The organism is Nonomuraea sp. NPDC049649, assembly GCF_040675175.1.
GTDB lineage: Bacteria > Actinomycetota > Actinomycetes > Streptosporangiales > Streptosporangiaceae > Nonomuraea.
Genome location: NZ_JBFAOH010000031.1, coordinates 1 through 18385, shown reverse-complemented (window position 1 = coordinate 18385; position 18385 = coordinate 1). Strand labels below are relative to the sequence as shown.

The following is an 18385-nucleotide window of genomic DNA, read 5'->3' as shown; positions in this document are numbered from 1 at the left end:
AATTTCAGGCTATGAGTCCCGGCAACCCATTTTCCCCGGGTGGATCTCGACACGGATGTGACCAAAGGGTGCCATGGTGGTGCGGTCCCTTCCACCCCCACCGATAGGGAGACGGATCGTGCCGAAGCTCGCCGTGGTGGCATCGGTCATCGGCCTCGTGCTCCTGTCCGCCGCCGCACCCGCGCAGGCGGCCGAGAAAACCCTGACGGTCGCGTACACCTGCTCGGGCGGGCCCTTCAGCAACACCACGCTGAACGTGCCGATCACCGTGCCCGACACCGCGAACGGATCGTTCCCGGCCAAGTGGAACATCCCCCAGCTCACCCTGCGCACCGCCGCCACCGCCGCCACCCAGGTCCGGGTCGAGGGCGCGCTCACGGTCACCGGCGGCACCCACCCGGGCCTGACCGCGACCGGCGGCAGCGTCCCGGTGGGCGCGACCACGGTGCCCGCGACGCCGGTCACGAGCACCGTTCAGGCCACCGCGGGCGGCCAGGTGACGATCAAGCCCTCCGCCGAGGCCGGGAGCCTCAGGCTCTCCCTCGCCGACGTCCCCGGCGATGTGACCTTGTGCACCACCACGAGCAGCGAGAGCGTCACCGTCACCGTCGGCGGCTCCGACGACCCCGGCGAGGTGGTCGACTACACCTGCCGTCCCGCCTCCGGCGCCACCCAGACCGTGCGGATCCGGACCATGCTCACCATGCCGGCCGCCAACCCCAAGGTCGGCGAACAGTTCACGATCGGGTGGAAGGGCGTCTACGTGCAGGGCGGCGAGCTGGAAGCCCCCAACGGGCTGCCGACGAGCGGGCTCAAGATGTACGCGTACGCGTCGATTTCGGGGATCTCCCAGCTCACCTCCGCCACCGGGGTCGGCGACCTGGCTGCCGTCACCGTCGGTGAGCCGATTCCGCTGCCGGGGTCGGTGGAGATGAAGACGACCCCGAAGCAGGCGGGCACCGGAACCGTGAAACCCGCCTCGGTCAACTTCGGGCTGCGGCCTGCTGAACCCCTGATCGAGTGCGAGCCGGCGAACCCGAACTCCCTCAAGACATATCCGCTGACCATCGGGAACGGCTCCGCCTCCCCCTCGGCCTCGGCCTCACCCACCGTGACCGCCACCGCCACCAAGACCACCTTCGTCACCGTGAACCCCACCGTGGACGACGAGCCCGAACAGCCCCGCAAGTCGATCACCCCTAGGGAGGGAGTGGCCACGGGGGCGGGCGGCGACGCGGGGCCGGACGGCCGGCTGTTCATCCTCGCCGGCTCGGCCCTCATCCTGGCGGCCGGAGCAGGCGGACTCTTCCTCCGCCGCCCCCGGTCGTCGTCCTCTGGCCTCTGACCCGGCTCGGCGATTCGTCACCCCGGAGAGCTGTTCGCAGCGCGGTTCCCCATTCACGCGAGGGCCACGTTCTTGGCCCTCGCGCAAGCAGGCGCTTCGCGCGCCCCTGCTCGGACTGTGTTCTGCGGGGAGCCGAGCTCCCCGCACCCCTAGCCGGGGCCTTCCGGCCCCGGACCCCGGCGCGAGGCGAGTTCCGAGAGTGAGATGAGTTGTCCAGGAAACGTGAACCTAGGGTGCCGAGCGAGCCAAGAAACATGAACCTCAGAAGCCGAGCAACCCGGACAGAACCCCGGATACCGAGCAACACGATGGAGACAGCGGCTTCGGTCTGGAGGTCGGACCCGGACATGACCTCGGATACCTGAAAATCGTAAATCCCGGACGCCCCGCACGAAACCCGGGAAACACGAACCCGGGACGTCGAGCATCCCGTGAGCCATAACCCCGGTTGCCGCTCAGCGACCGGGCCCGCCGTCAGACCACGACCGGCGTCACCGCCCACGGCCCGCCACAGCCCACGTGCTCGGAGCCGGAAGTGGATGTTGCCTTGTACCGTGGTGCCGAAGCAGCCGTCCACGCTGGGAGCAGCCGCATGCGCTGGCAGGTCCATTCGGAAGAACCGCTCTACACCGACCGCTGGCTCGACATCCGGGTGGCCGATGTGGAGTTGCCGGATGGAAGGCATCTCGACCACCGGCTCATCCGCACGGCGCCCGGAGCCGGCGCGGTCGTCACCGACGAGTCGGACCGGGTGCTGCTGATCTGGCGGCACCGGTTCATCACGGACACGTGGGGCTGGGAGATCCCGATCGGCAAGATCGACGAGGGTGAGGAGCCGATCGCGGCGGCCGCCCGCGAGGTCGAGGAAGAGACGGGGTGGCGGCCCGGCCCGCTGCGGCCGATGCTCTACACCCAGCCGACGAGCGGCATCTCCGACTCCGAGCACCACATCTTCCGGGCCGACACCGCCCAGCACGTCGGGCCGCCCACCGAGCCGTGGGAGGCCGAGCGCATCGAGTGGGTGCCGCTCTCGGAGATCCGAAGGCTGATCGACAAGCGCGACATCGTGAGCGGGACAAGCATGAACGCGCTGCTTTACCTGCTCACTGAGGCATAGGCACCGCTCATCCCGGACGCTCTCATCGCCAGGACGCCCCCTGCATGCCCACTGACAAGAACTACTGCAACTGACTGAGGCCATGCCGTCCATGCCTCACCCGAGCGCGTTCTCAAGGCGACTAGTGATCTTGGCCCGCAAAAGACCCGGGCGGAAGTCGGCCGAGTCCGGGGTCCGGGGCCGGGGGCCCCGGCCAGGGGTGCGGGGAGCTGGGCTCCCCGCTAAGCACAGCCCGAGCTCCGGAGCGCGAAGCGCGTCCCCCGCGAGGACCTTGCCATTACCTGGACCGTCCCGGTCAACAAGAACGATTCCTGCCGATTCGTCCCACGTCATTGCCGGGCGCGGAAGGCGCGGGAGATCCTTGATGCGCGCTGAGCACCACCCCCCCGGTCAGGGCGGACCAGCGGCGTCGAGCCAGGTCAGACGCGGAAGACGCGGAGTTGGAGTGCCAGGGTGGCGTAGTAGCCCGTCAGCGTGGTCAGTTCGAAGAGGGTCGGCTCCGGTAGCAGGGCGTACTCTTCGTCGTCCAGGTCCCCCTTCGTCACCAGGGCGCGGGTGACGCGGAGGACGGCGGCCTCCTCCGGGTCCTCCAAAGACAGGGACTCGCCCGTACGAATCGCAGCGAGCTGATCGGAGGAAAACCCCAGATCGGCGGCGATCTTCTCGTGGACCTGCTGTTCGAAGGCGCTGGACCAGTGGGCGGCGACGACGAGGATGGCGAGTTCGCGGCACCGGTCCGTCAGCGACGAGCGGTAGCGGATGGCGGCGCCCAGTTCCTGGAGGGGGTCGCCCAGGGCGGGGCTGAGGAGCATGGCGTTGAAGGGGCCGATGAGCGCGCCCTGGTCGTCGAGCATGGAGGCGCCGCGCGGGCCGGCGTTGATGCGGTCGTAGAGGGCGCGGGCGTCGGGGTCGAGCTGGGCGGGCGGCATCGGGCGGAGGCGCTTCACCGCACCGATGCTAGCCCGCCCCGGCAAGGGTCAGGTGGTGCGGAGCCAGGCGGTGGTGTCGGGGGGCAGGAGGCGGTCTTCCAGGCGGCCGCTGGCCAGCAGCACCTCGCCGTCCGGGAGGGGGACGGGTTCGGGGCCGAGGTTGGCGACGCAGGTGACGCCGGATTCGCGGGTGAAGGCGAGGACGCGGTCGTCTCCGGACGGGAGCCAGTGGAGGGTGCCGTCGCCGAGCAGGGAGCGGCGCAGGCGCAGGCCGGTGCGGTAGAGGTTGAGCATGGAGTCGAGGTCGGCGAGCTGGGCTTCGGCGGTGAGTTTGCGCCAGTTCTCCGGCTGGGGCAGCCAGGGTGACGGCCCGCCGAAGCCGAACGGCGGTTCGTCGCCCGACCAGGGCAGGGGGACCCGGCAGCCGTCTCGGCCGGGGTTGGTGCCGCCGGATCGGGCGTACATGGGGTCTTGGCGCAGTTCGTCGGGGAGGTCTTCGACTTCGGGCAAACCGAGTTCCTCGCCTTGGTAGACGTAGAGGCCGCCGGGGAGGGCCATGGCGAGGAGGGCGGCGGCGCGGGCGCGGCGGTAGCCGAGTTCGGGGTCGGAGGGGGTGCCGTGGAGTGCGCCGCCGTGGGCGAAGCCGGTGTCGGCGCGGCCGTAGCGGGTGACGGGCCGGGTGACGTCGTGGTTGGACAGGACCCAGGTGGGCGGGGCGCCGACGGTGGCGTGCGTGGTGAGGGTGAGGTCGATGACGCGGCGCAGTTCGTGCGGGTCCCAGGGGCAGGACAGGAAGTCGAAGTTGAAGGCGGTGTGGAGTTCGTCGGGCCGCAGGTAGCGGGCGAGGCTTTCCTGGTCGGGCAGCCAGAGTTCGCCGATGAGGACGCGGTCGTCGTAGGAGTCGGCGACGCGGCGCCAGTGGCGGTAGACGTCGTGGACGGGGTCGAGGTCCTGCCAGGCGGTGTCGGATTTGTAGAGGAGGGCGGCGGAGTCGACGCGGACGCCGTCGACGCCGCGGTCGAACCAGAACCGCAGCACGTCCTCGAACTCCTGGTGGACTTCGGGGTTGTCCCAGTTGAAGTCGGGCTGTTCGGGGGCGAACAGGTGGAGGTACCACTGCCCGTCCGGCACCTGGGTCCAGGCGGGGCCGCCGAAGATGGACTGCCAGTCGTTGGGTTCGTCGCGGAACCAGAACCGGTCGCGGGCGGCCGGGTCGGCGAGCGCCTCCTGGAACCAGGCGCTGGCGGTGGAGCTGTGGTTCGGCACGACGTCGATGATGATTTTGAGGTCCAGCTCGTGGGCCTCGGCGATCAGCTTCTCGGCTTCGGCGAGGGTGCCGAAGACGGGTTCGATGCCGCGGTAGTCGGCGACGTCGTAGCCGCCGTCGGCCATCGGCGAGGGGTACCACGGGTTGAGCCAGATGGCGTCGGCGCCGAGGTCCTTCAGGTAGGGCAGGCGGGACCGGAGCCCGGCCAGGTCGCCGACGCCGTCGCCGTTGCCGTCGGCGAAGCTGCGCAGGTAGACCTGGTAGATCGCGGCCCCCCGCCACCACGTGTTCGACATGCTCATCCCTTGATAGATCCGGCGGTGAGGCCCGCCATGATGTGACGTTGGAAGACGAAGAAGACGATGATCGTCGGGATGCTCGCGACGACCAGGCCGCCCATGACGGCGTTCTGCGTGACCATCCCGGCGGTCTGCGACAGGCCGACGCTGAGCGTCATCTTGTCGCTGTCGGTCATGACGAGCAGCGGCCAGACGAAGTCCTTGAACGAGGTGACGATGGTGAAGATCGACACCACGCCGAGGATGGGCCGCGACACGGGCAGCACCACCGACCAGAGCACCCGCAGGGCGCCGGCGCCGTCGATCTGCGCGGCCTCGATGAGTTCGCGCGGGATCGAGTCGAAGAACCGTTTGAGCAGGAAGATGTTGAACCCGTTGGCGGCGGCCGGGAACCAGAGCCCCCAGGGGTTGTTCAGCAGTCCGAGGTCGACGACGGTGACGTAGAGCGGGATGAGCACGACCATGGCCGGGATCATCAGCGTGGCCAGCATCGCGCCCAGGATCACCCCGCCGAACATGGGCCGCAGCTTCGACAGCGCGTAGGCGGCCGACACGTCGACGGCCATGCAGAACGCCCACCCGCCGAGCGAGTAGTAGGCGGTGTTCCACAGCAGCGTGCCCAGGTCGAACAGGTCCCACGCCTCCAGGTAGGCGTCGAGGGTGGGGTCGGCGGGGAAGAGCGTGGGCGGCATCTGCGCCATCTCCTCGCCCGTCTTCATCGCGCCGGTGATCATCCAGTAGAGCGGGAAGACGAAGACCAGCGTGAAGCCGGCCACCACGGTGATCAGCACGGCCCAGTAGATCCGCCGTCCCCACCGGCTGTTGAGTTCCAGCGGGGAGACGAGGGTGCGGTGCCGGGCCTCGATCGGCCGCGACCGGCGCCGCGCCGCCCGCCGTCCGGCGACCGCCCGCGCGCCCACGGAGATCATCGGGTGTCCTCCCGGGTGAGCCGGAGCTGGAAGGCGGCGAAGACCAGCAGCACGATCATGAGCATCATGCCGAGCGCGCCGGCCGCGCCGTAGTTCTGGTACGTGAACGCGTACTGGAACATCAGGTACGCGACGGTGACGGTGGAGCCTTCCGGCCCGCCGCCGGTGAGCATGTACGGCTCGATGAACACCTGCATGGTGGCCACGATCTGCAGCATCAGCAGGAGCAGCAGAATGAGCCGGGTCTGCGGGATGGTGACGTGCCTGACCCGTTTCCACAGGCCGGCCCCGTCAAGCTCGGCGGCCTCGTACAGCTCGGACGGGATGTTCTGCAGGGCCGCCAGGTAGATCAGGGTGGCGGTGCCCATGTTCATCCAGGTCGAGACGATGACGAGGGAGAAGAGCGCGGTGGTCGGCGAGTCGAGCCAGGCCAGGCCGGGCAGGTGCAGGACGTCGAGGATCTGGTTGAAGAGCCCGGGCCCCGGGTCGAAGAACCACCTGAACAGCAGCACCGCGACGATCGGCGGCAGCATGACCGGCAGGTAGACGACGAACCGCAGGTAGGCCCGGGCGTGGCGCAGCTCGTTGAGCACGAGCGCGACGGCGAACGGCACGACGTAGCCGAAGACCAGCGCGAGTACGGTGAACTCCAGGGTGGCCAGCCAGGCCCCGCCGAACGCCGGGTCGTTGACCGCGTACCCGAAGTTGTCCAGCCCCACCCAGGTCGGCGGGGAGATCAGGTTGGTCTCCTGGAAGCTCAGGACGAACTCCCTGATCATCGGATACCAGGCGAACACCGCGAAGCAGAACAGCGCCCCGCACAGGAACCCGTAGGCCGTCAGGTTGCGCCTCAGCACGGCCATCCGATCAGCCCTTGGCCGCCAGCAGGGCGTTCACCTTGGTCTCGGCGTCGGCCAGCAGCTTGTCGAGGTCGGCGTCCTCGCGGCTGAGCACGCCCGACATGACCACGTCGAGGATCGCGTACAGCTCCTGGGCGTGCGGCGGCTCGGCCTTGGGCGGGGTGCCGGCGGCGGCCCGCACGTAGCCGGCGTAGTTCCCGACGGGCAGGGTGGCGTGCTTCTCGCGTTCGGCCTGGATGGCCTGGCCGGTGGGCGAGTCGCCGTAGACGTCGTTGTCGGGGACGCCGACGGGGTTGCCGTTGGCCTTGCCGCGGGCGAAGTCGAAGCGGCCCTTGCCGACGGTGTTGAACCGGAAGTCGATCCACCGCATGCCGGCCTCGGCCTCGGCGGGCGTCGCCTTGGGGTTGATCATGAAGGCTTCGCCGCCGCTGAGCGACGCCTTGGCCTCGGGGAAGCCGGTGATGCCGTAGTCGGTGGCGCTGCCCCGGAACTTGTTGACCACGTCGGTGACGACGTCGGGGGCGCCGAGCATCATGCCGACCTTGCCGCTGCCCATGGCCATCATGAGCGACTCCCAGCCGACCAGGAGTTTGCTGCCCATGCTGTCGTCGACCCAGCGCATGTCGTGCAGGGTCTGCAGGACGGCCTTGCCTTCGGGCGAGTTGAAGGCCGCCCTTTTGCCATCGGGGGTGCCGTCGGGGGTGAGGATGCTGCCGCCGCGCCCGTAGATGGCCTGGGTGAAGTGCCAGCCGCCGGTGTTGCCGCCGGAGTACTCGCCGTAGCCGACGTGGCCGGGGCCGAGCGCGGCGATCTTCTTGGCGGCCTCGCGGACCTCGGCCCAGGTGGCGGGCGGGGCGTCGGGGTCGAGGCCGGCCTCGGTGAAGAGCTTTCGGTTGTAGACGAGGCCGACGCTGTAGTTGACGTTGGGGACGCCGTAGACCTTGCCGTCGTGGGTGACGAGCTCGCGGACGTCGGTACGGAGGTCGTTCCAGTTCTTGATCTCGCCGGTGTACGGGGTGATGTCGAGGGCCTGGCCCTGCCGGATGACGTCGTCGTAGTTGGTGACGGGGACGACGAAGACGGTCTCCATCTGGCCGCCGGCGAGCTTGGGGCCGAACGTCTTGGGGTCGAAGCAGGGCTGCTGGTCGGTGCTCTTGACCGTGACGCCCGGGTTCGCCTTCATGAAGGCGGCCACGTCGTCGTCCCAGGCCTGGCGCTCCTTGGGCGCGGACTTGGCGGGCTGGCAGGCGACGGTGATGGTGACCTCTTCGGCCCCGCCGGCGGAGGGAGCCTGCTGGCCGGAGCCGCAGGCGGCGAGTCCGAGCGCGGAAGCGACTAAGAGCCCAGCGGATCTCTTCATGATCTGACCCTTCTGATGCGAGGTGCCCACACCATAGGATCAGCGACTTATCTACGCAATATTCAGACGGAAGATTGCAAGATAACGACTACGTCACGTACGGACTCGCGCCGTGGAGGCGCGGACCACCAGCTCCGGCTCGAACAGCAGCTCGTCCGCGGGCACCACGGCCTTGTCGATCTGCGCGACCAGCAGGTCGACGACGGCCCGGCCCATCGCGTCGATCGGCTGGCGAACCGTGGTGAGCGGCGGCTCGGTGCAGTTCATCAGCGCCGAGTCGTCGAAGCCGACCACCGACACGTCGCCGGGCACGCTCAGCCCGGCGCGGCGGGCTGCCCTGATCGTGCCGAGCGCGAGCAGGTCACTGGCGCACACCACCGCGGTGACCCCGCGCCCGATCAGCCGGGCGGCCGCGGCGTGCCCGCCCTCCAGGGAGAACATGGTGTGCTCGACCAGCTCGGCGTCGCCGCCCGCGGCCTGGAACGCCTCCAGCTTGCGCCGCGACGGCACGTGGTCGCGGGGGCCGAGCACCATGCCGATCCGCTCGTGGCCGAGCGCCCGCAGATGGCCGGTCGCGATCTCGGCGGCGACCACGTCGTCGCAGGACACCTGGGGGAAGTCGAGGTGGCCGACGGCGGCGTTGACCAGGACCGTGGGCAGCTTGCGCTCGTGCAGCAGCTCGTAGTGGCCGTGCGCGGCGTCGGCCTGCGCGTACAGCCCGCCGGCGAACACCACGCCGCTGACCTGCTGCTGGAGCAGCAGGTCGACGTAGTCGGCCTCGGAGACGCCGCCGACCGTGCGGGTGCAGAGCACGGAGGTGAAGCCCTGCTGGGCCAGCGCGCCGCCGACCACCTCGGCGAACGCGGGGAAGATCGGGTTCTGCAGCTCGGGGAGCACCAGGCCGACCAGGCGGGCCCGGTCGCCGCGGAGCTGGGTGGGGCGCTCGTAGCCGAGCACGTCGAGCGCCGTCAGCACGGCCTCGCGGGTCGCGTCGGACACCCCCGGCTTGCCGTTGAGCACGCGGCTCACGGTCGCCTCGCTCACTCCGACCTTCTTGGCCACCTCTGCGAGTCGTCGCGTCATGACGCAAACTATACGTTGCCTAACGCAAGCCGTTGCAAGTACTTACGTGATACGCACATCTTCATCCATTTCTTGCGCAAATCAGTCGAGATATTGCTCGCATCTGCCGGAAAGCCTATGGTGCGGCCAACTGTTCTCCTGCGAAGGGCCACCCCCCATGCGCGCACTCTTAGCCGCTCTGACCCTCCTCCTGGGACTCCTCGCCGCCCCCATCCCCGCCGCCGCAGCCGAGACCGACCTCGCCGCCGGCAAGACCGCGACCGCCAGCAGCTTCACCGACGTCTACCGGGCCGCCAACGTCACCGACGGCGACACGGCCACCTACTGGGAGTCGGCCAACGGCTCGTTCCCGCAGTGGATCCAGGTCGACCTGGGCGCCACCGCCACGCTGACCGGTCTCACGCTGAGGCTGCCGGACGGCTGGCCCACCCGCACCCAGACCATCACCGTCCAGGGAAGCACCGACGGCACCGGCTTCAGCACGCTCGTGGCGCCGGCCCCGTACGGCTTCACCCCGACCGCCACGGTCGCGCTGAGCGGCGAGGCCCGCTACGTCCGGCTGCTGATCACTGCGAACACCGGCTGGCCCGCCGCCCAGCTCGCCGAGTTCGAGGTGTACGGGGAGCGCGGCGACGGCCCCGGCCCCGATCCGGACCCGCCGGGCACCGACCTGGCCGCGGGCAAGCAGATCTCCGCCTCCTCCCACACCCACACCTACGTCGCGGCCAACGCCAACGACGGCGACCTCGGCACCTACTGGGAGGGCCAGGCCTACCCGAACACGCTCACCGTGGCGCTCGGCGGAGACGCCGACCTGACCTCGGTGGTGCTCCGGCTGAACCCGGACGCGATCTGGGCCAAGCGCACCCAGACCGTCGAGGTGCTCGGCCGCGAGCAGGGCGAGTCCGGCTTCACCCGGCTCGTCGCGCCTGCCTCGTACACCTTCGACCCCGCCACCGGCAACCGCGTGACCATCCCGGTCACCGCGCGGGCCGCCGACGTGCGGCTGCGGATCACCGCCAACTCCGGCGCGCCCGGCGGGCAGGTGGCCGAGCTCCAGGTGTTCGGCACGGCCGTCCCTCTGCCCGACACCTCCGACCTGGTCGCCGACGTCGGCTGGACCCCGGCCAACCCGGCCCGCGGCGACACCGTCACCTTCACCGTCGCCGTCAGGAACCAGGGCACGATCGCCACGGGCGCCGGCCCGCACGGCATCACGCTCACCCTGCTCGACGGCTCCGGCGCCACCGTCCGCACGCTGACCGGCTCGGCGAGCGGCGTCATCGCCCCGGGCGCCACCACCGCCCCGGTCTCGCTCGGCACCTGGACCGCCGCCGACGGCCGGCACACGGTCCGCGTCGTGCTCGCCGCCGACTCCGCGGAACTGCCGGACCGGCGGGACAACAACACCAGCGATCATCCGCTGTCGATCGGCCGGGGCGCGACCATGCCGTACGACACGTACGAGGCGGAGGACGCGGCCATCGGCGGCGGCGCCACCCGCATCGGCCCCAACCGGACGATCGGCGACCTGGCCGGTGAGGCGTCCGGCCGCCGCGCCGTGACGCTCGGCAGCACCGGCGCGTACGTCGAGTTCACCAGCAAGGCGCCCACGAACACGCTCGTCACCCGCTTCTCCATCCCGGACGCGCCCGGCGGCGGCGGCATCGACGCGACGCTGAACGTCTACGTCGACGGCGCCTTCCACAAGACGCTCAACCTGACCTCGCGCTACGCCTGGCTGTACGGGCCCGAGGCGAGCCCCGACAACAACCCCGGCTCCGGCCCGCCGCGGCACATCTACGACGAGGCCAACCTGATGCTGGACACCACCGTCCCGGCCGGGAGCAAGATCAGGCTGCAGAAGGACGCGGCCAACACCTCCACCTACACGATCGACTTCGTCGACTTCGAGCAGGTCTCCCCCATCGCCAACCCCGACCCGGCCAAGTACGCAGTGCCGTCCGGGTTCGGGCACCAGGACGTGCAGAACGCACTCGACCGGGCCCGCATGGACAGCGCGCTCGCCGGCGTCTACCTCCCGCCGGGCGACTACCAGACGTCCGGCAAGTTCCAGGTGTACGGGAAGGCCGTCAAGATCGTCGGCGCCGGGCCCTGGTACACCCGGTTCCACTCGCCGTCCGGGCAGTCGAACACCGACGTCGGCTTCCGGGCCGACGCCACCGCCAACGGCTCGACGTTCGCGAACTTCGCCTACTTCGGCAACTACACCTCGCGCATCGACGGGCCGGGCAAGGTGTTCGACTTCTCGAACGTGGCCGACATGACGATCGACAACCTCTGGGTCGAGCACCAGGTCTGCATGTACTGGGGCTCCAACACCGACAACATGACGATCAGCAACGCACGGATCAGGAACGTGTTCGCCGACGGGCTCAACATGACCAACGGCAGCACCGGCAACCACGTCACCAACGTGGAGACCCGATCCACCGGCGACGACAGCTTCGCGCTGTTCTCGGCCACCGACAACAACGGGGGTGAGCAGCACGGCAACGTCTACGAGAACCTGACCTCGCTGCTCACCTGGCGGGCCGCCGGGGTCGCCGTCTACGGCGGGTACGGCAACACCTTCCGCAACATCTACGTGGCCGACACGCTGGTCTACTCCGGCATCACGATCAGTTCGCTCGACTTCGGATACCCGATGCACGGCTTCGGCGCGAACCCGCCCACCCGGTTCGAGAACATCTCGCTGGTCCGGGCCGGCGGCCACTTCTGGGGCGCGCAGACGTTCCCGGCCATGTGGCTGTTCTCGGCGTCGAAGACCTTCCAGGGCATCCGGGTCAGCAACCTGGACATCGTCGATCCCACGTACAGCGGGATCATGTTCCAGACGATGTACGACGGCGGGCAGCCGGTGAACCCGGTCACCGACACCGTGTTCACCGACGTGTCGATCACCGGGGCGCGCAAGAGCGGCGACGCCTTCGACGCCAAGTCCGGCTTCGGCATCTGGGCGAACGAGATGCCGGAGGCGGGTCAGGGCCCGGCCGTCGGCTCGGCCACCTTCCGCAACCTGCGCATGGCCGGCAACGCGCAGGACATCAGGAACACCACCTCGACGTTCACGCTGAACATCGAGTGATCACAGGTCCGCCCTGGTCGGCAGGCCCTCCCAGTCGCTGGCGCAGGAGATCGCGGCGGCGCTCAGCTCCGTCCCGCGCCGCAGGCGCTCCGGCGGGGTCAGGCCGTCCAGGGCGGCGCTGATGTAACCGGCCACGAACGCGTCGTCGGCCCCGCAGGTGTCGACCACCGGCGTCTGCGGGGCCGGGACGTCGTAGCGCATCCGGTCGGCCCGCACGCTCGCCCCCTTCGCGCCGCGCAGGACCACGACCTCCCGCTCGGCGGTGAGCGCGGGCTTGACCAGGTCCAGCTCGTCCTGGCGGACGAAGAGCAGGTGGGACTGGCGGGCCAGCTCGGTCAGCACCTCCTCCGCCTCCCGTACCGACGGCCACAGCTCGGGCCGGTACTCGACGGTGAACGAGATCGGCACCTCCGCGCTCTTGGCCGCGCTCACGGCCGCCAGCACGGCGTCGCGCGGGTCCCTGCCGAGCGCCGCGGTGAGGCCGGTCACGTGGAGCATCCCGGCGGCGCCGATCCGGTCGATCGGCACGTTGCCCGGGGACAGCTTGGAACCGGCCGCGCCGGTGCGGTAGTGGGTGACGCGCGGCTCGCGGCCCACCCGGCACTCGCGCAGCAGCAGCCCGGTCGGCACCCCGTCGCTGACGCGCATGTCGGCGACGTCGACCCCCTCGCCGCGGAGCACCGTCAGCACGCGCGCCCCCAGCTCGTCGGAGCCGACCTTGCCAAGGTAGGCGCACCGGTGGCCGAGCCGCGCCAGGGCCACGGCCAGGGTGAACTCGGGGCCGCAAAGGTCCAGCCTGGCCTCGGTCTGGTGACGGACCTGGCCGCTGGAGACCACGCCCAGCGCCTCTCCCATGGTGTAGACGTCGGTCATGAAACCCGAGCCTAGCGGTCGACTCACCGCAAAACGGATTTTCATTCTATTGCCGCAGGTCGCCGTCGTGATCAAAAATTTCCCGTAACTTTAGCGAACCTATGCCCCGTACTGTGGCTCTAAGCAGTAAGGAAGGGCGCCAGTCATCCCGGGCAGGCGCCAGACAAGAAGGGCGCCGGTCATCCCGGGCAGGCGCCACAAGATGTACGGGGAGAAGCACCCTCATGCGCAAAATCGCCGTAGGCTTCGTCGCCGCCGTCGCCGGCGGGACCATGCTGTTGTCGGGCGGCACCGCCGTCGCCGCCACGAAGGCGCCTACCGTCAAGATCCGCGATATCTCGCCGAGCCCTGTGGTCGTCTGGGGCCATAAGACGACCACGGCCAACTTCAAGATCGACGCGCACCGCTGGGCCAAGAAGGTCGAGCTCACGGTCGAGCCGGTCAGCCCCCGCGCCCGCACCATGCGGGCCAAGGAAGTCAAGCGGCTGAACAACTGGCGCTTCGCCGTGCCGTTCACCTCGCACGACCCCGAGGGCAAGTGGCGCGCCGTCGCCGTCGCCTTCGACAAGCGGGGCAAGCGCATCGCCAAGGACACGTCCTACTTCCACGTGGACGTCCGCAAGGTCCGCGTCAAGGCCGACACCCGGCTGACCCTCGACGCCTCGCCGTCGCGCGTCCGCAAGGGCAAGGCCGTCAGCCTCTCCGGCCGGCTGGTCTACCAGCAGGGCAGGAGCTGGCGTGCCGTCAACCGCGAGAAGGTCGACATCTACTTCCGCGCCGCCGGCACCCGCGCCTGGAAGTGGGTCAAGTCCGACCGCACCGACCGGTGGGGCAAGTTCTCCGTCAAGGATCGCGCCCTCCGCAGCGGCTCCTACAAGGCCGTCTTCAAGGGCGACCACAGGCTGGACAAGGCCACGAGCCGTACCGAGAACGTGCGCGTCTACAACTGGCGCCGCTAGTCGGCAACACTGATCAGCAGCACTGATCAGAAGGCCCGGCCGGACTCCGGCCGGGCCTTCGCCGTCCCCGGTGAGATCCGGGATCCTGCGGGTAGCGTCCCGTTATGGCAGAGGACTTGCTGCGCGAGTACGACCCGTTCGACATCTTCGACGCCGAGGCGGCCCGGCTCGACTGGTTCTTCTCCGAGCTCGACGAGGAGGGCTGGCGGCGGCCGTCCCGCGCCGCGGGCTGGACCGTACGCGACGTGCTCGGCCACCTGGCGGGCGAGGAGCTCTACAACCAGGCCTGCCTCGACGGCACCCTCGACGAGCTGGTGCGGCTCATGGAGGACGAGGGCATCGCCGGCTACAACGAGTTCAACGAGTGGTGCGTCCGGCAGCGGCGCGACGTGCCTGTCGGCGAGGTGCTGCAGGAGTGGCGCGACAAGAACGGCGACACCCGCCGCCGGATGCGCGAGCTAGGCCGCGACGCGATGCTGGAGACCCTGGCCGGGCCCTACCCGGTGGGCGAGCAGACCTTCCACTACGACTCCGAGTACGCCACGCACGCCGACGACGTGGGCGCCCCCGTCCGCCCCGACGAGGAGGACGGCCGGACGCTCTGGCGGGTCGCAGTGGGCCGGTTCGCGCTCGGCGAGCAGGACCGGAGCGTCCAGGTGGAGCAGACCGCCGAGCAGATCTGGGTGCACGCCGGCGACGCCGAGGCCGCCCTGTCCTATCCCGACTTCGTGGAGGCGACGGTGGGCCGGCTGCCCGAAGGCCGCGGGCTCACCCCGCGGCTGGCGTCGGCGCTGCGCTGTCTCGCCTGAACCCCTGAGAGGAGTGCGTCTCTATGTGGCTGCGCAACCGTGAGGGAACGGAGCCGTTGACCGCCCGCAGCCCCTACGGCGCACGACGGGCCCTGTCGATCGGCGCGCTCGTGGTGGGCACCCTGGCGGCGATCTTCTTCGTCGTCCAGGCGATGCGCACCGGCGAGGCCGTGTGGGCGTGGGAGGCGGCCATCGCCGCGGCCGTGGCGATCATCGCGGCGATCGACCTGCTCGTCATCCGGCACCGCCTGCGCTCAGGCCAGCGCGACCGCCAGCACCAGTAGCACCACGGTCAGCACGACGACCACGGCGACGACCCAGCCGCGCGGGTGATGGCTCTTCCCTGCCCCCACCCCCGACACTTTCCTCGCCAGCCTCGGGTCGTCGCGCACGAGGGCGTCCTCGATCTCCTCGAGAATGCGTCGTTCCCGCTCCGACAGAGCCATCGCCATCACCACCGCTTCCACCGCCGGGGTCCCCGCCCGTCTACCCAGCGACAGGCTGTTCAGTACGGTGCTTTCATGGTCAGCTTCCCCCGATCGCGGCGGCGGCGATCGCCCTGGGCGAACCCGGCGCGAGCGCGGTCACGAACACGTAAGGTAGCCGCATGAATACAGCCACCGAGGTCCTGCGCCGCGTGTTCGGCTACGACACGTTCCGGCCGGGGCAGCAGGAGATCATCGAGCATGTGGCTGCGGGCGGCGACGCGCTCGTGCTCATGCCGACCGGCGGCGGCAAGTCGCTGTGCTACCAGATCCCCGCGCTGGTCCGGTCCGGGGTCGGCGTGGTGATCTCGCCGCTGATCGCGCTCATGCAGGACCAGGTGGACGCGCTCACCGCGCTCGGCGTGCGGGCCGGGTTCCTCAACTCGACGCAGGACTTCGACGAGCGGCAGCTGGTCGAGGCCCAGTTCCGGGCCGGCGAGCTCGACCTGCTCTACCTCGCGCCCGAACGGCTGCGGCTGGAGTCCACGGTGCGGCTGCTGAAGCAGGGCCAGATCGCGCTCTTCGCCATCGACGAGGCCCACTGCGTCGCCCAGTGGGGCCACGACTTCCGGCCCGACTACCTGGCGCTGTCCGAGCTCCACACCCACTGGCCCGAGGTGCCGCGCATCGCGCTCACCGCCACCGCCACCCCGGCCACCCACGCCGAGATCGCCGACCGGCTCGGCCTGCGCGAGGCGCGCCACTTCGTCGCGGGCTTCGACCGGCCCAACATCCACTACCGCATCACCGCCAAGAGCGAGCCCAAGCGGCAGCTCCTCGACTTCCTCCGCACCGAGCACCCCGGCGACTCCGGCATCGTCTACTGCCTGTCGCGCTCCTCCGCCGAGAAGATCGCCGCCTTCCTGGTGGAGAACGGCGTCCCCGCGCTCCCTTACCACGCCGGGCTCGACGCCCGCACCCGCGCCCACCACCAGGCCCGCTTCCTGCGCGAGGACGGGCTGGTCGTGGTCGCGACGATCGCCTTCGGCATGGGCATCGACAAGCCCGACGTGCGCTTCGTCGCCCACCTCGACCTGCCCAAGTCCATCGAGGGCTACTACCAGGAGACCGGGCGGGCCGGGCGCGACGGGCTGCCCGCCACCGCGTGGATGGCGTACGGGCTGCAGGACGTCGTCCAGCACCGGCGGATGGCCCTCGAAGGCGACGAACAGCACCGCCGCCGCCAGGCCCGCCATCTCGACGCGATGCTGGCCCTCTGCGAGACCGTGACGTGCCGGCGGGCCATGCTGCTCGACTACTTCGGCCAGAAGGCCGACGGCCCGTGCGGCAACTGCGACACCTGCCAGACGCCGCCCGAATCCTGGGATGGCACCGTCCCCGCCCAGAAGATCCTCTCCACCGTGCTCCGGCTGGCCCGCGAACGGGGGCAGAAGTTCGGCGTCGGGCAGATCGTCGACATCCTCCTCGGCAAGAAGACGGCCAAGGTGCTGCAGCACGGCCACGACTCGCTCACCGTCTTCGGCATCGGCACCGAGCTGGGCAACGCCGAATGGCACGGGGTGGCGCGGCAGCTCCTCGCCCAGGGCCTGCTAGCCGTCGAGCCCAACTACGGCGCCCTCGTGCTGACCGAGGCCAGCGCGGCGGTCCTCCGCGGCCAGCAGCAGGTCCACCTCCGCCGCGACCTCCGCCGGGCCCCCAAGCCCGCCGCCTCCGCCAAGTCCCGGCCGGTGGTCGAGCTGCCGGAGGAGGCGGTGCCGGTGTTCGAGCGGCTGCGGGCCTGGCGGGCGGCGACGGCCAAGGAGCAGGGGGTTCCGGCGTATGTCATCTTCCACGACGCGACCCTGCGGGAGATCGCCACACGGATGCCGGGGTCGTTGGAGGAACTGGGCACGGTCAGTGGGGTAGGCGAGAACAAACTCGCGAAGTACGGGGAACAGGTGCTGGCGACCTTGGCCGACTCCTGATCTTTGTTCGGTGGGGCTTGAAGGCAAGGTCGTTGTCTGAAGATGCGCTTCGTGTGAACGGACAAGGTCCTCGTCTGAAGGCGCTCCACGCGCGCCGGGCTCGAAGGCAAGGTCCTCGCTTGAAGGCGCGCTCCGCGCGTATCGGCTCGGGCTGTGCTCAGCGGGGAGCCGAGCTCCCCGCACCCCTGGGCAAGGGCCTCCCGGCCCCTGCACCCCGGGCGTGGGGCGTTGCAGTGGTCTCCTGTTGACCAGTGCGGGTGAGGTCGAGGGTGGGCGGGATGAGCGACACGGTGCCGGTTGGGGTGCTCGGACCAGGTCTCGTGGGACACGCTCGGGGCGACGTCGGCGAGCCGGGCGCCATCTTCGGCGAGTGCCAGCGCGGCCCGTTCGGCATCGGTGAACGACGCCTTCCCCTGCGTCTTGCAGCTTGAATGTCACCACCCAGGCCCGTGTGTCACCCTGCGGAGCCACGTGTCACCGCTAGCAGCTCGCGTGTCACCACTCGCGGCCCGCGTGTCACCATTCCTAGCCCGCGTGTCACCACTCGCAGCTCGCGTGTCACCACTCGCAGCCCTTATCACCCCTCGTGATGCAGATCGTTGCTCAGTGCCGAGTGGCTTCGTGGGCACCTCGCGAGCAAGGGGCAACTGTGGATCTTCGACGGATCAGACTGCCCGGAGCCAGCGTTCGAGGGTTATGAAGTCGTCGTCGGTGAGGCCGCGGGGCGACGGGACGTGATGGAGAAAGGACCGGCCCGGATGGTGGGCGGACACCCAGTCCCGATCGGCGTCGGTGATCTCGTCGTCGACCCAGGCGAAGGGACGCTGGTCCGCCCACGCCACCAAGGTCCTGGTCTTCCAGCAGGGCCGCGTCCAAGATCGTGGTGTATGAGAATGAAGCCACTCTGCGATCTGGTGCTATTTAAGCAGCAATAGCATCAACTGTCACATTTGTATCATTATTGTCTTGTTCATCCTTTTTCTCGATGGCTTTGCGGCACTCGGCCAGCACCTCCAGCCCGAGATAACGCCGTCCT

The 18385-nt window shown here is 69.8% G+C and carries 16 protein-coding genes; 7 read left to right on the top strand and 9 right to left on the bottom strand.

Features of this window, described 5'->3' with window-relative positions; translation table 11 throughout:
- Positions 1 to 118 precede the first annotated feature (118 nt).
- Both AB0J42_RS28710 and AB0J42_RS28705 read left to right on the top strand, forming a co-directional pair.
- On the top strand, positions 119 to 1345 hold the full coding sequence (locus AB0J42_RS28710) for a hypothetical protein (protein WP_364299784.1): 1227 nt from the start codon (positions 119 to 121) through the stop codon (positions 1343 to 1345).
- Between the two features lie 592 nt (positions 1346 to 1937).
- Positions 1938 to 2462 (top strand): NUDIX domain-containing protein, encoded by a 525-nt coding sequence (locus AB0J42_RS28705; protein ID WP_364299782.1) that lies wholly within the window; start codon positions 1938 to 1940, stop codon positions 2460 to 2462.
- A 419-nt stretch (positions 2463 to 2881) separates the two neighbouring features.
- Here AB0J42_RS28705 and AB0J42_RS28700 read toward each other — a convergent pair whose 3' ends face one another.
- The 6 genes from AB0J42_RS28700 to AB0J42_RS28675 form a co-directional block, all read right to left on the bottom strand.
- On the bottom strand, positions 2882 to 3409 hold the full coding sequence (locus tag AB0J42_RS28700) for a carboxymuconolactone decarboxylase family protein (RefSeq protein WP_364299780.1): 528 nt from the start codon (positions 3407 to 3409) through the stop codon (positions 2882 to 2884).
- A gap of 30 nt (positions 3410 to 3439) precedes the next feature.
- Entirely contained in the window at positions 3440 to 4954 is a 1515-nt protein-coding gene (locus tag AB0J42_RS28695) for a glycoside hydrolase family 13 protein (RefSeq protein WP_364299778.1), read from the bottom strand.
- Positions 4955 to 4956: 2 nt separating this feature from the next.
- The gene (locus tag AB0J42_RS28690) at positions 4957 to 5886 is read right to left on the bottom strand and encodes a carbohydrate ABC transporter permease (RefSeq protein WP_364299776.1); all 930 of its coding nucleotides are present in this window, start codon (positions 5884 to 5886) and stop codon (positions 4957 to 4959) included.
- Positions 5883 to 6749: a sugar ABC transporter permease gene (locus AB0J42_RS28685; RefSeq protein WP_364299774.1), complete on the bottom strand. Its 867-nt coding sequence runs from the start codon at positions 6747 to 6749 to the stop codon at positions 5883 to 5885. The genes AB0J42_RS28690 and AB0J42_RS28685 overlap by 4 nt, the downstream gene beginning before the upstream one ends.
- Positions 6750 to 6753: 4 nt before the next feature.
- A complete protein-coding gene (locus AB0J42_RS28680) occupies positions 6754 to 8106 on the bottom strand; it encodes an extracellular solute-binding protein (protein ID WP_364299772.1) in 1353 nt (450 codons plus the stop codon).
- A 93-nt stretch (positions 8107 to 8199) separates the two neighbouring features.
- Positions 8200 to 9189: a LacI family DNA-binding transcriptional regulator gene (locus AB0J42_RS28675; RefSeq protein ID WP_364299770.1), complete on the bottom strand. Its 990-nt coding sequence runs from the start codon at positions 9187 to 9189 to the stop codon at positions 8200 to 8202.
- A 157-nt stretch (positions 9190 to 9346) separates the two neighbouring features.
- Here AB0J42_RS28675 and AB0J42_RS28670 point away from each other — a divergent pair, with 157 nt between their 5' ends.
- The gene (locus AB0J42_RS28670; protein WP_364299768.1) at positions 9347 to 12298 is read left to right on the top strand and encodes a discoidin domain-containing protein; all 2952 of its coding nucleotides are present in this window, start codon (positions 9347 to 9349) and stop codon (positions 12296 to 12298) included.
- On the opposite strand, the gene AB0J42_RS28665 is transcribed toward AB0J42_RS28670, so the two are convergent.
- Positions 12299 to 13171, bottom strand: coding sequence for a sugar kinase (locus AB0J42_RS28665; protein ID WP_364299766.1), 873 nt, complete (start codon positions 13169 to 13171; stop codon positions 12299 to 12301).
- A gap of 224 nt (positions 13172 to 13395) precedes the next feature.
- On the opposite strand from AB0J42_RS28665, the gene AB0J42_RS28660 reads away from it, so the two are divergent.
- The 3 genes from AB0J42_RS28660 to AB0J42_RS28650 all read left to right on the top strand — a co-directional run bounded on the left by AB0J42_RS28660 (position 13396) and on the right by AB0J42_RS28650 (position 15223).
- On the top strand, positions 13396 to 14130 hold the full coding sequence (locus tag AB0J42_RS28660; protein WP_364299764.1) for a hypothetical protein: 735 nt from the start codon (positions 13396 to 13398) through the stop codon (positions 14128 to 14130).
- 104 nt (positions 14131 to 14234) lie between these two features.
- Positions 14235 to 14939, top strand: a complete 705-nt coding sequence (locus AB0J42_RS28655; RefSeq protein WP_364299762.1) for a maleylpyruvate isomerase family mycothiol-dependent enzyme — start codon at positions 14235 to 14237, stop codon at positions 14937 to 14939.
- 23 nt (positions 14940 to 14962) lie between these two features.
- The gene (locus AB0J42_RS28650) at positions 14963 to 15223 is read left to right on the top strand and encodes a DUF6343 family protein (RefSeq protein ID WP_364299760.1); all 261 of its coding nucleotides are present in this window, start codon (positions 14963 to 14965) and stop codon (positions 15221 to 15223) included.
- Here AB0J42_RS28650 and AB0J42_RS28645 read toward each other — a convergent pair.
- Positions 15194 to 15385 carry a DUF3040 domain-containing protein gene (locus AB0J42_RS28645; RefSeq protein WP_364299758.1) on the bottom strand — a complete coding sequence of 64 codons (192 nt, stop codon included), beginning with the start codon at positions 15383 to 15385 and terminating at the stop codon, positions 15194 to 15196. The genes AB0J42_RS28650 and AB0J42_RS28645 overlap by 30 nt on opposite strands.
- A 161-nt stretch (positions 15386 to 15546) precedes the next feature.
- Here AB0J42_RS28645 and recQ point away from each other — a divergent pair, with 161 nt between their 5' ends.
- Complete coding sequence (recQ, locus tag AB0J42_RS28640) at positions 15547 to 17349, top strand: DNA helicase RecQ (protein WP_364299756.1); 1803 nt, start codon at positions 15547 to 15549, stop codon at positions 17347 to 17349.
- Between the two features lie 665 nt (positions 17350 to 18014).
- Here the strand turns inward: recQ and AB0J42_RS28635 are convergent.
- The gene (locus tag AB0J42_RS28635; RefSeq protein ID WP_364299754.1) at positions 18015 to 18191 is read right to left on the bottom strand and encodes a hypothetical protein; all 177 of its coding nucleotides are present in this window, start codon (positions 18189 to 18191) and stop codon (positions 18015 to 18017) included.
- Positions 18192 to 18385 lie beyond the last annotated feature (194 nt).

Bases quoted from the DNA above. Each gene is read 5' to 3' on its own strand.
- AB0J42_RS28705 (WP_364299782.1), top strand. From the start codon at position 1,938: ATGCGCTGGCAGGTCCATTCGGAAGAACCGCTCTACACCGACCGCTGG.
- AB0J42_RS28695 (WP_364299778.1), bottom strand. From the start codon at position 4,954: ATGTCGAACACGTGGTGGCGGGGGGCCGCGATCTACCAGGTCTACCTG.
- AB0J42_RS28690 (WP_364299776.1), bottom strand. From the start codon at position 5,886: ATGATCTCCGTGGGCGCGCGGGCGGTCGCCGGACGGCGGGCGGCGCGG.
- AB0J42_RS28685 (WP_364299774.1), bottom strand. From the start codon at position 6,749: ATGGCCGTGCTGAGGCGCAACCTGACGGCCTACGGGTTCCTGTGCGGG.
- AB0J42_RS28680 (WP_364299772.1), bottom strand. From the start codon at position 8,106: ATGAAGAGATCCGCTGGGCTCTTAGTCGCTTCCGCGCTCGGACTCGCC.
- AB0J42_RS28675 (WP_364299770.1), bottom strand. From the start codon at position 9,189: ATGACGCGACGACTCGCAGAGGTGGCCAAGAAGGTCGGAGTGAGCGAG.
- AB0J42_RS28670 (WP_364299768.1), top strand. From the start codon at position 9,347: ATGCGCGCACTCTTAGCCGCTCTGACCCTCCTCCTGGGACTCCTCGCC.
- AB0J42_RS28665 (WP_364299766.1), bottom strand. From the start codon at position 13,171: ATGACCGACGTCTACACCATGGGAGAGGCGCTGGGCGTGGTCTCCAGC.
- AB0J42_RS28660 (WP_364299764.1), top strand. From the start codon at position 13,396: ATGCGCAAAATCGCCGTAGGCTTCGTCGCCGCCGTCGCCGGCGGGACC.
- AB0J42_RS28655 (WP_364299762.1), top strand. From the start codon at position 14,235: ATGGCAGAGGACTTGCTGCGCGAGTACGACCCGTTCGACATCTTCGAC.
- AB0J42_RS28650 (WP_364299760.1), top strand. From the start codon at position 14,963: ATGTGGCTGCGCAACCGTGAGGGAACGGAGCCGTTGACCGCCCGCAGC.
- AB0J42_RS28645 (WP_364299758.1), bottom strand. From the start codon at position 15,385: ATGGCTCTGTCGGAGCGGGAACGACGCATTCTCGAGGAGATCGAGGAC.
- recQ (WP_364299756.1), top strand. From the start codon at position 15,547: ATGAATACAGCCACCGAGGTCCTGCGCCGCGTGTTCGGCTACGACACG.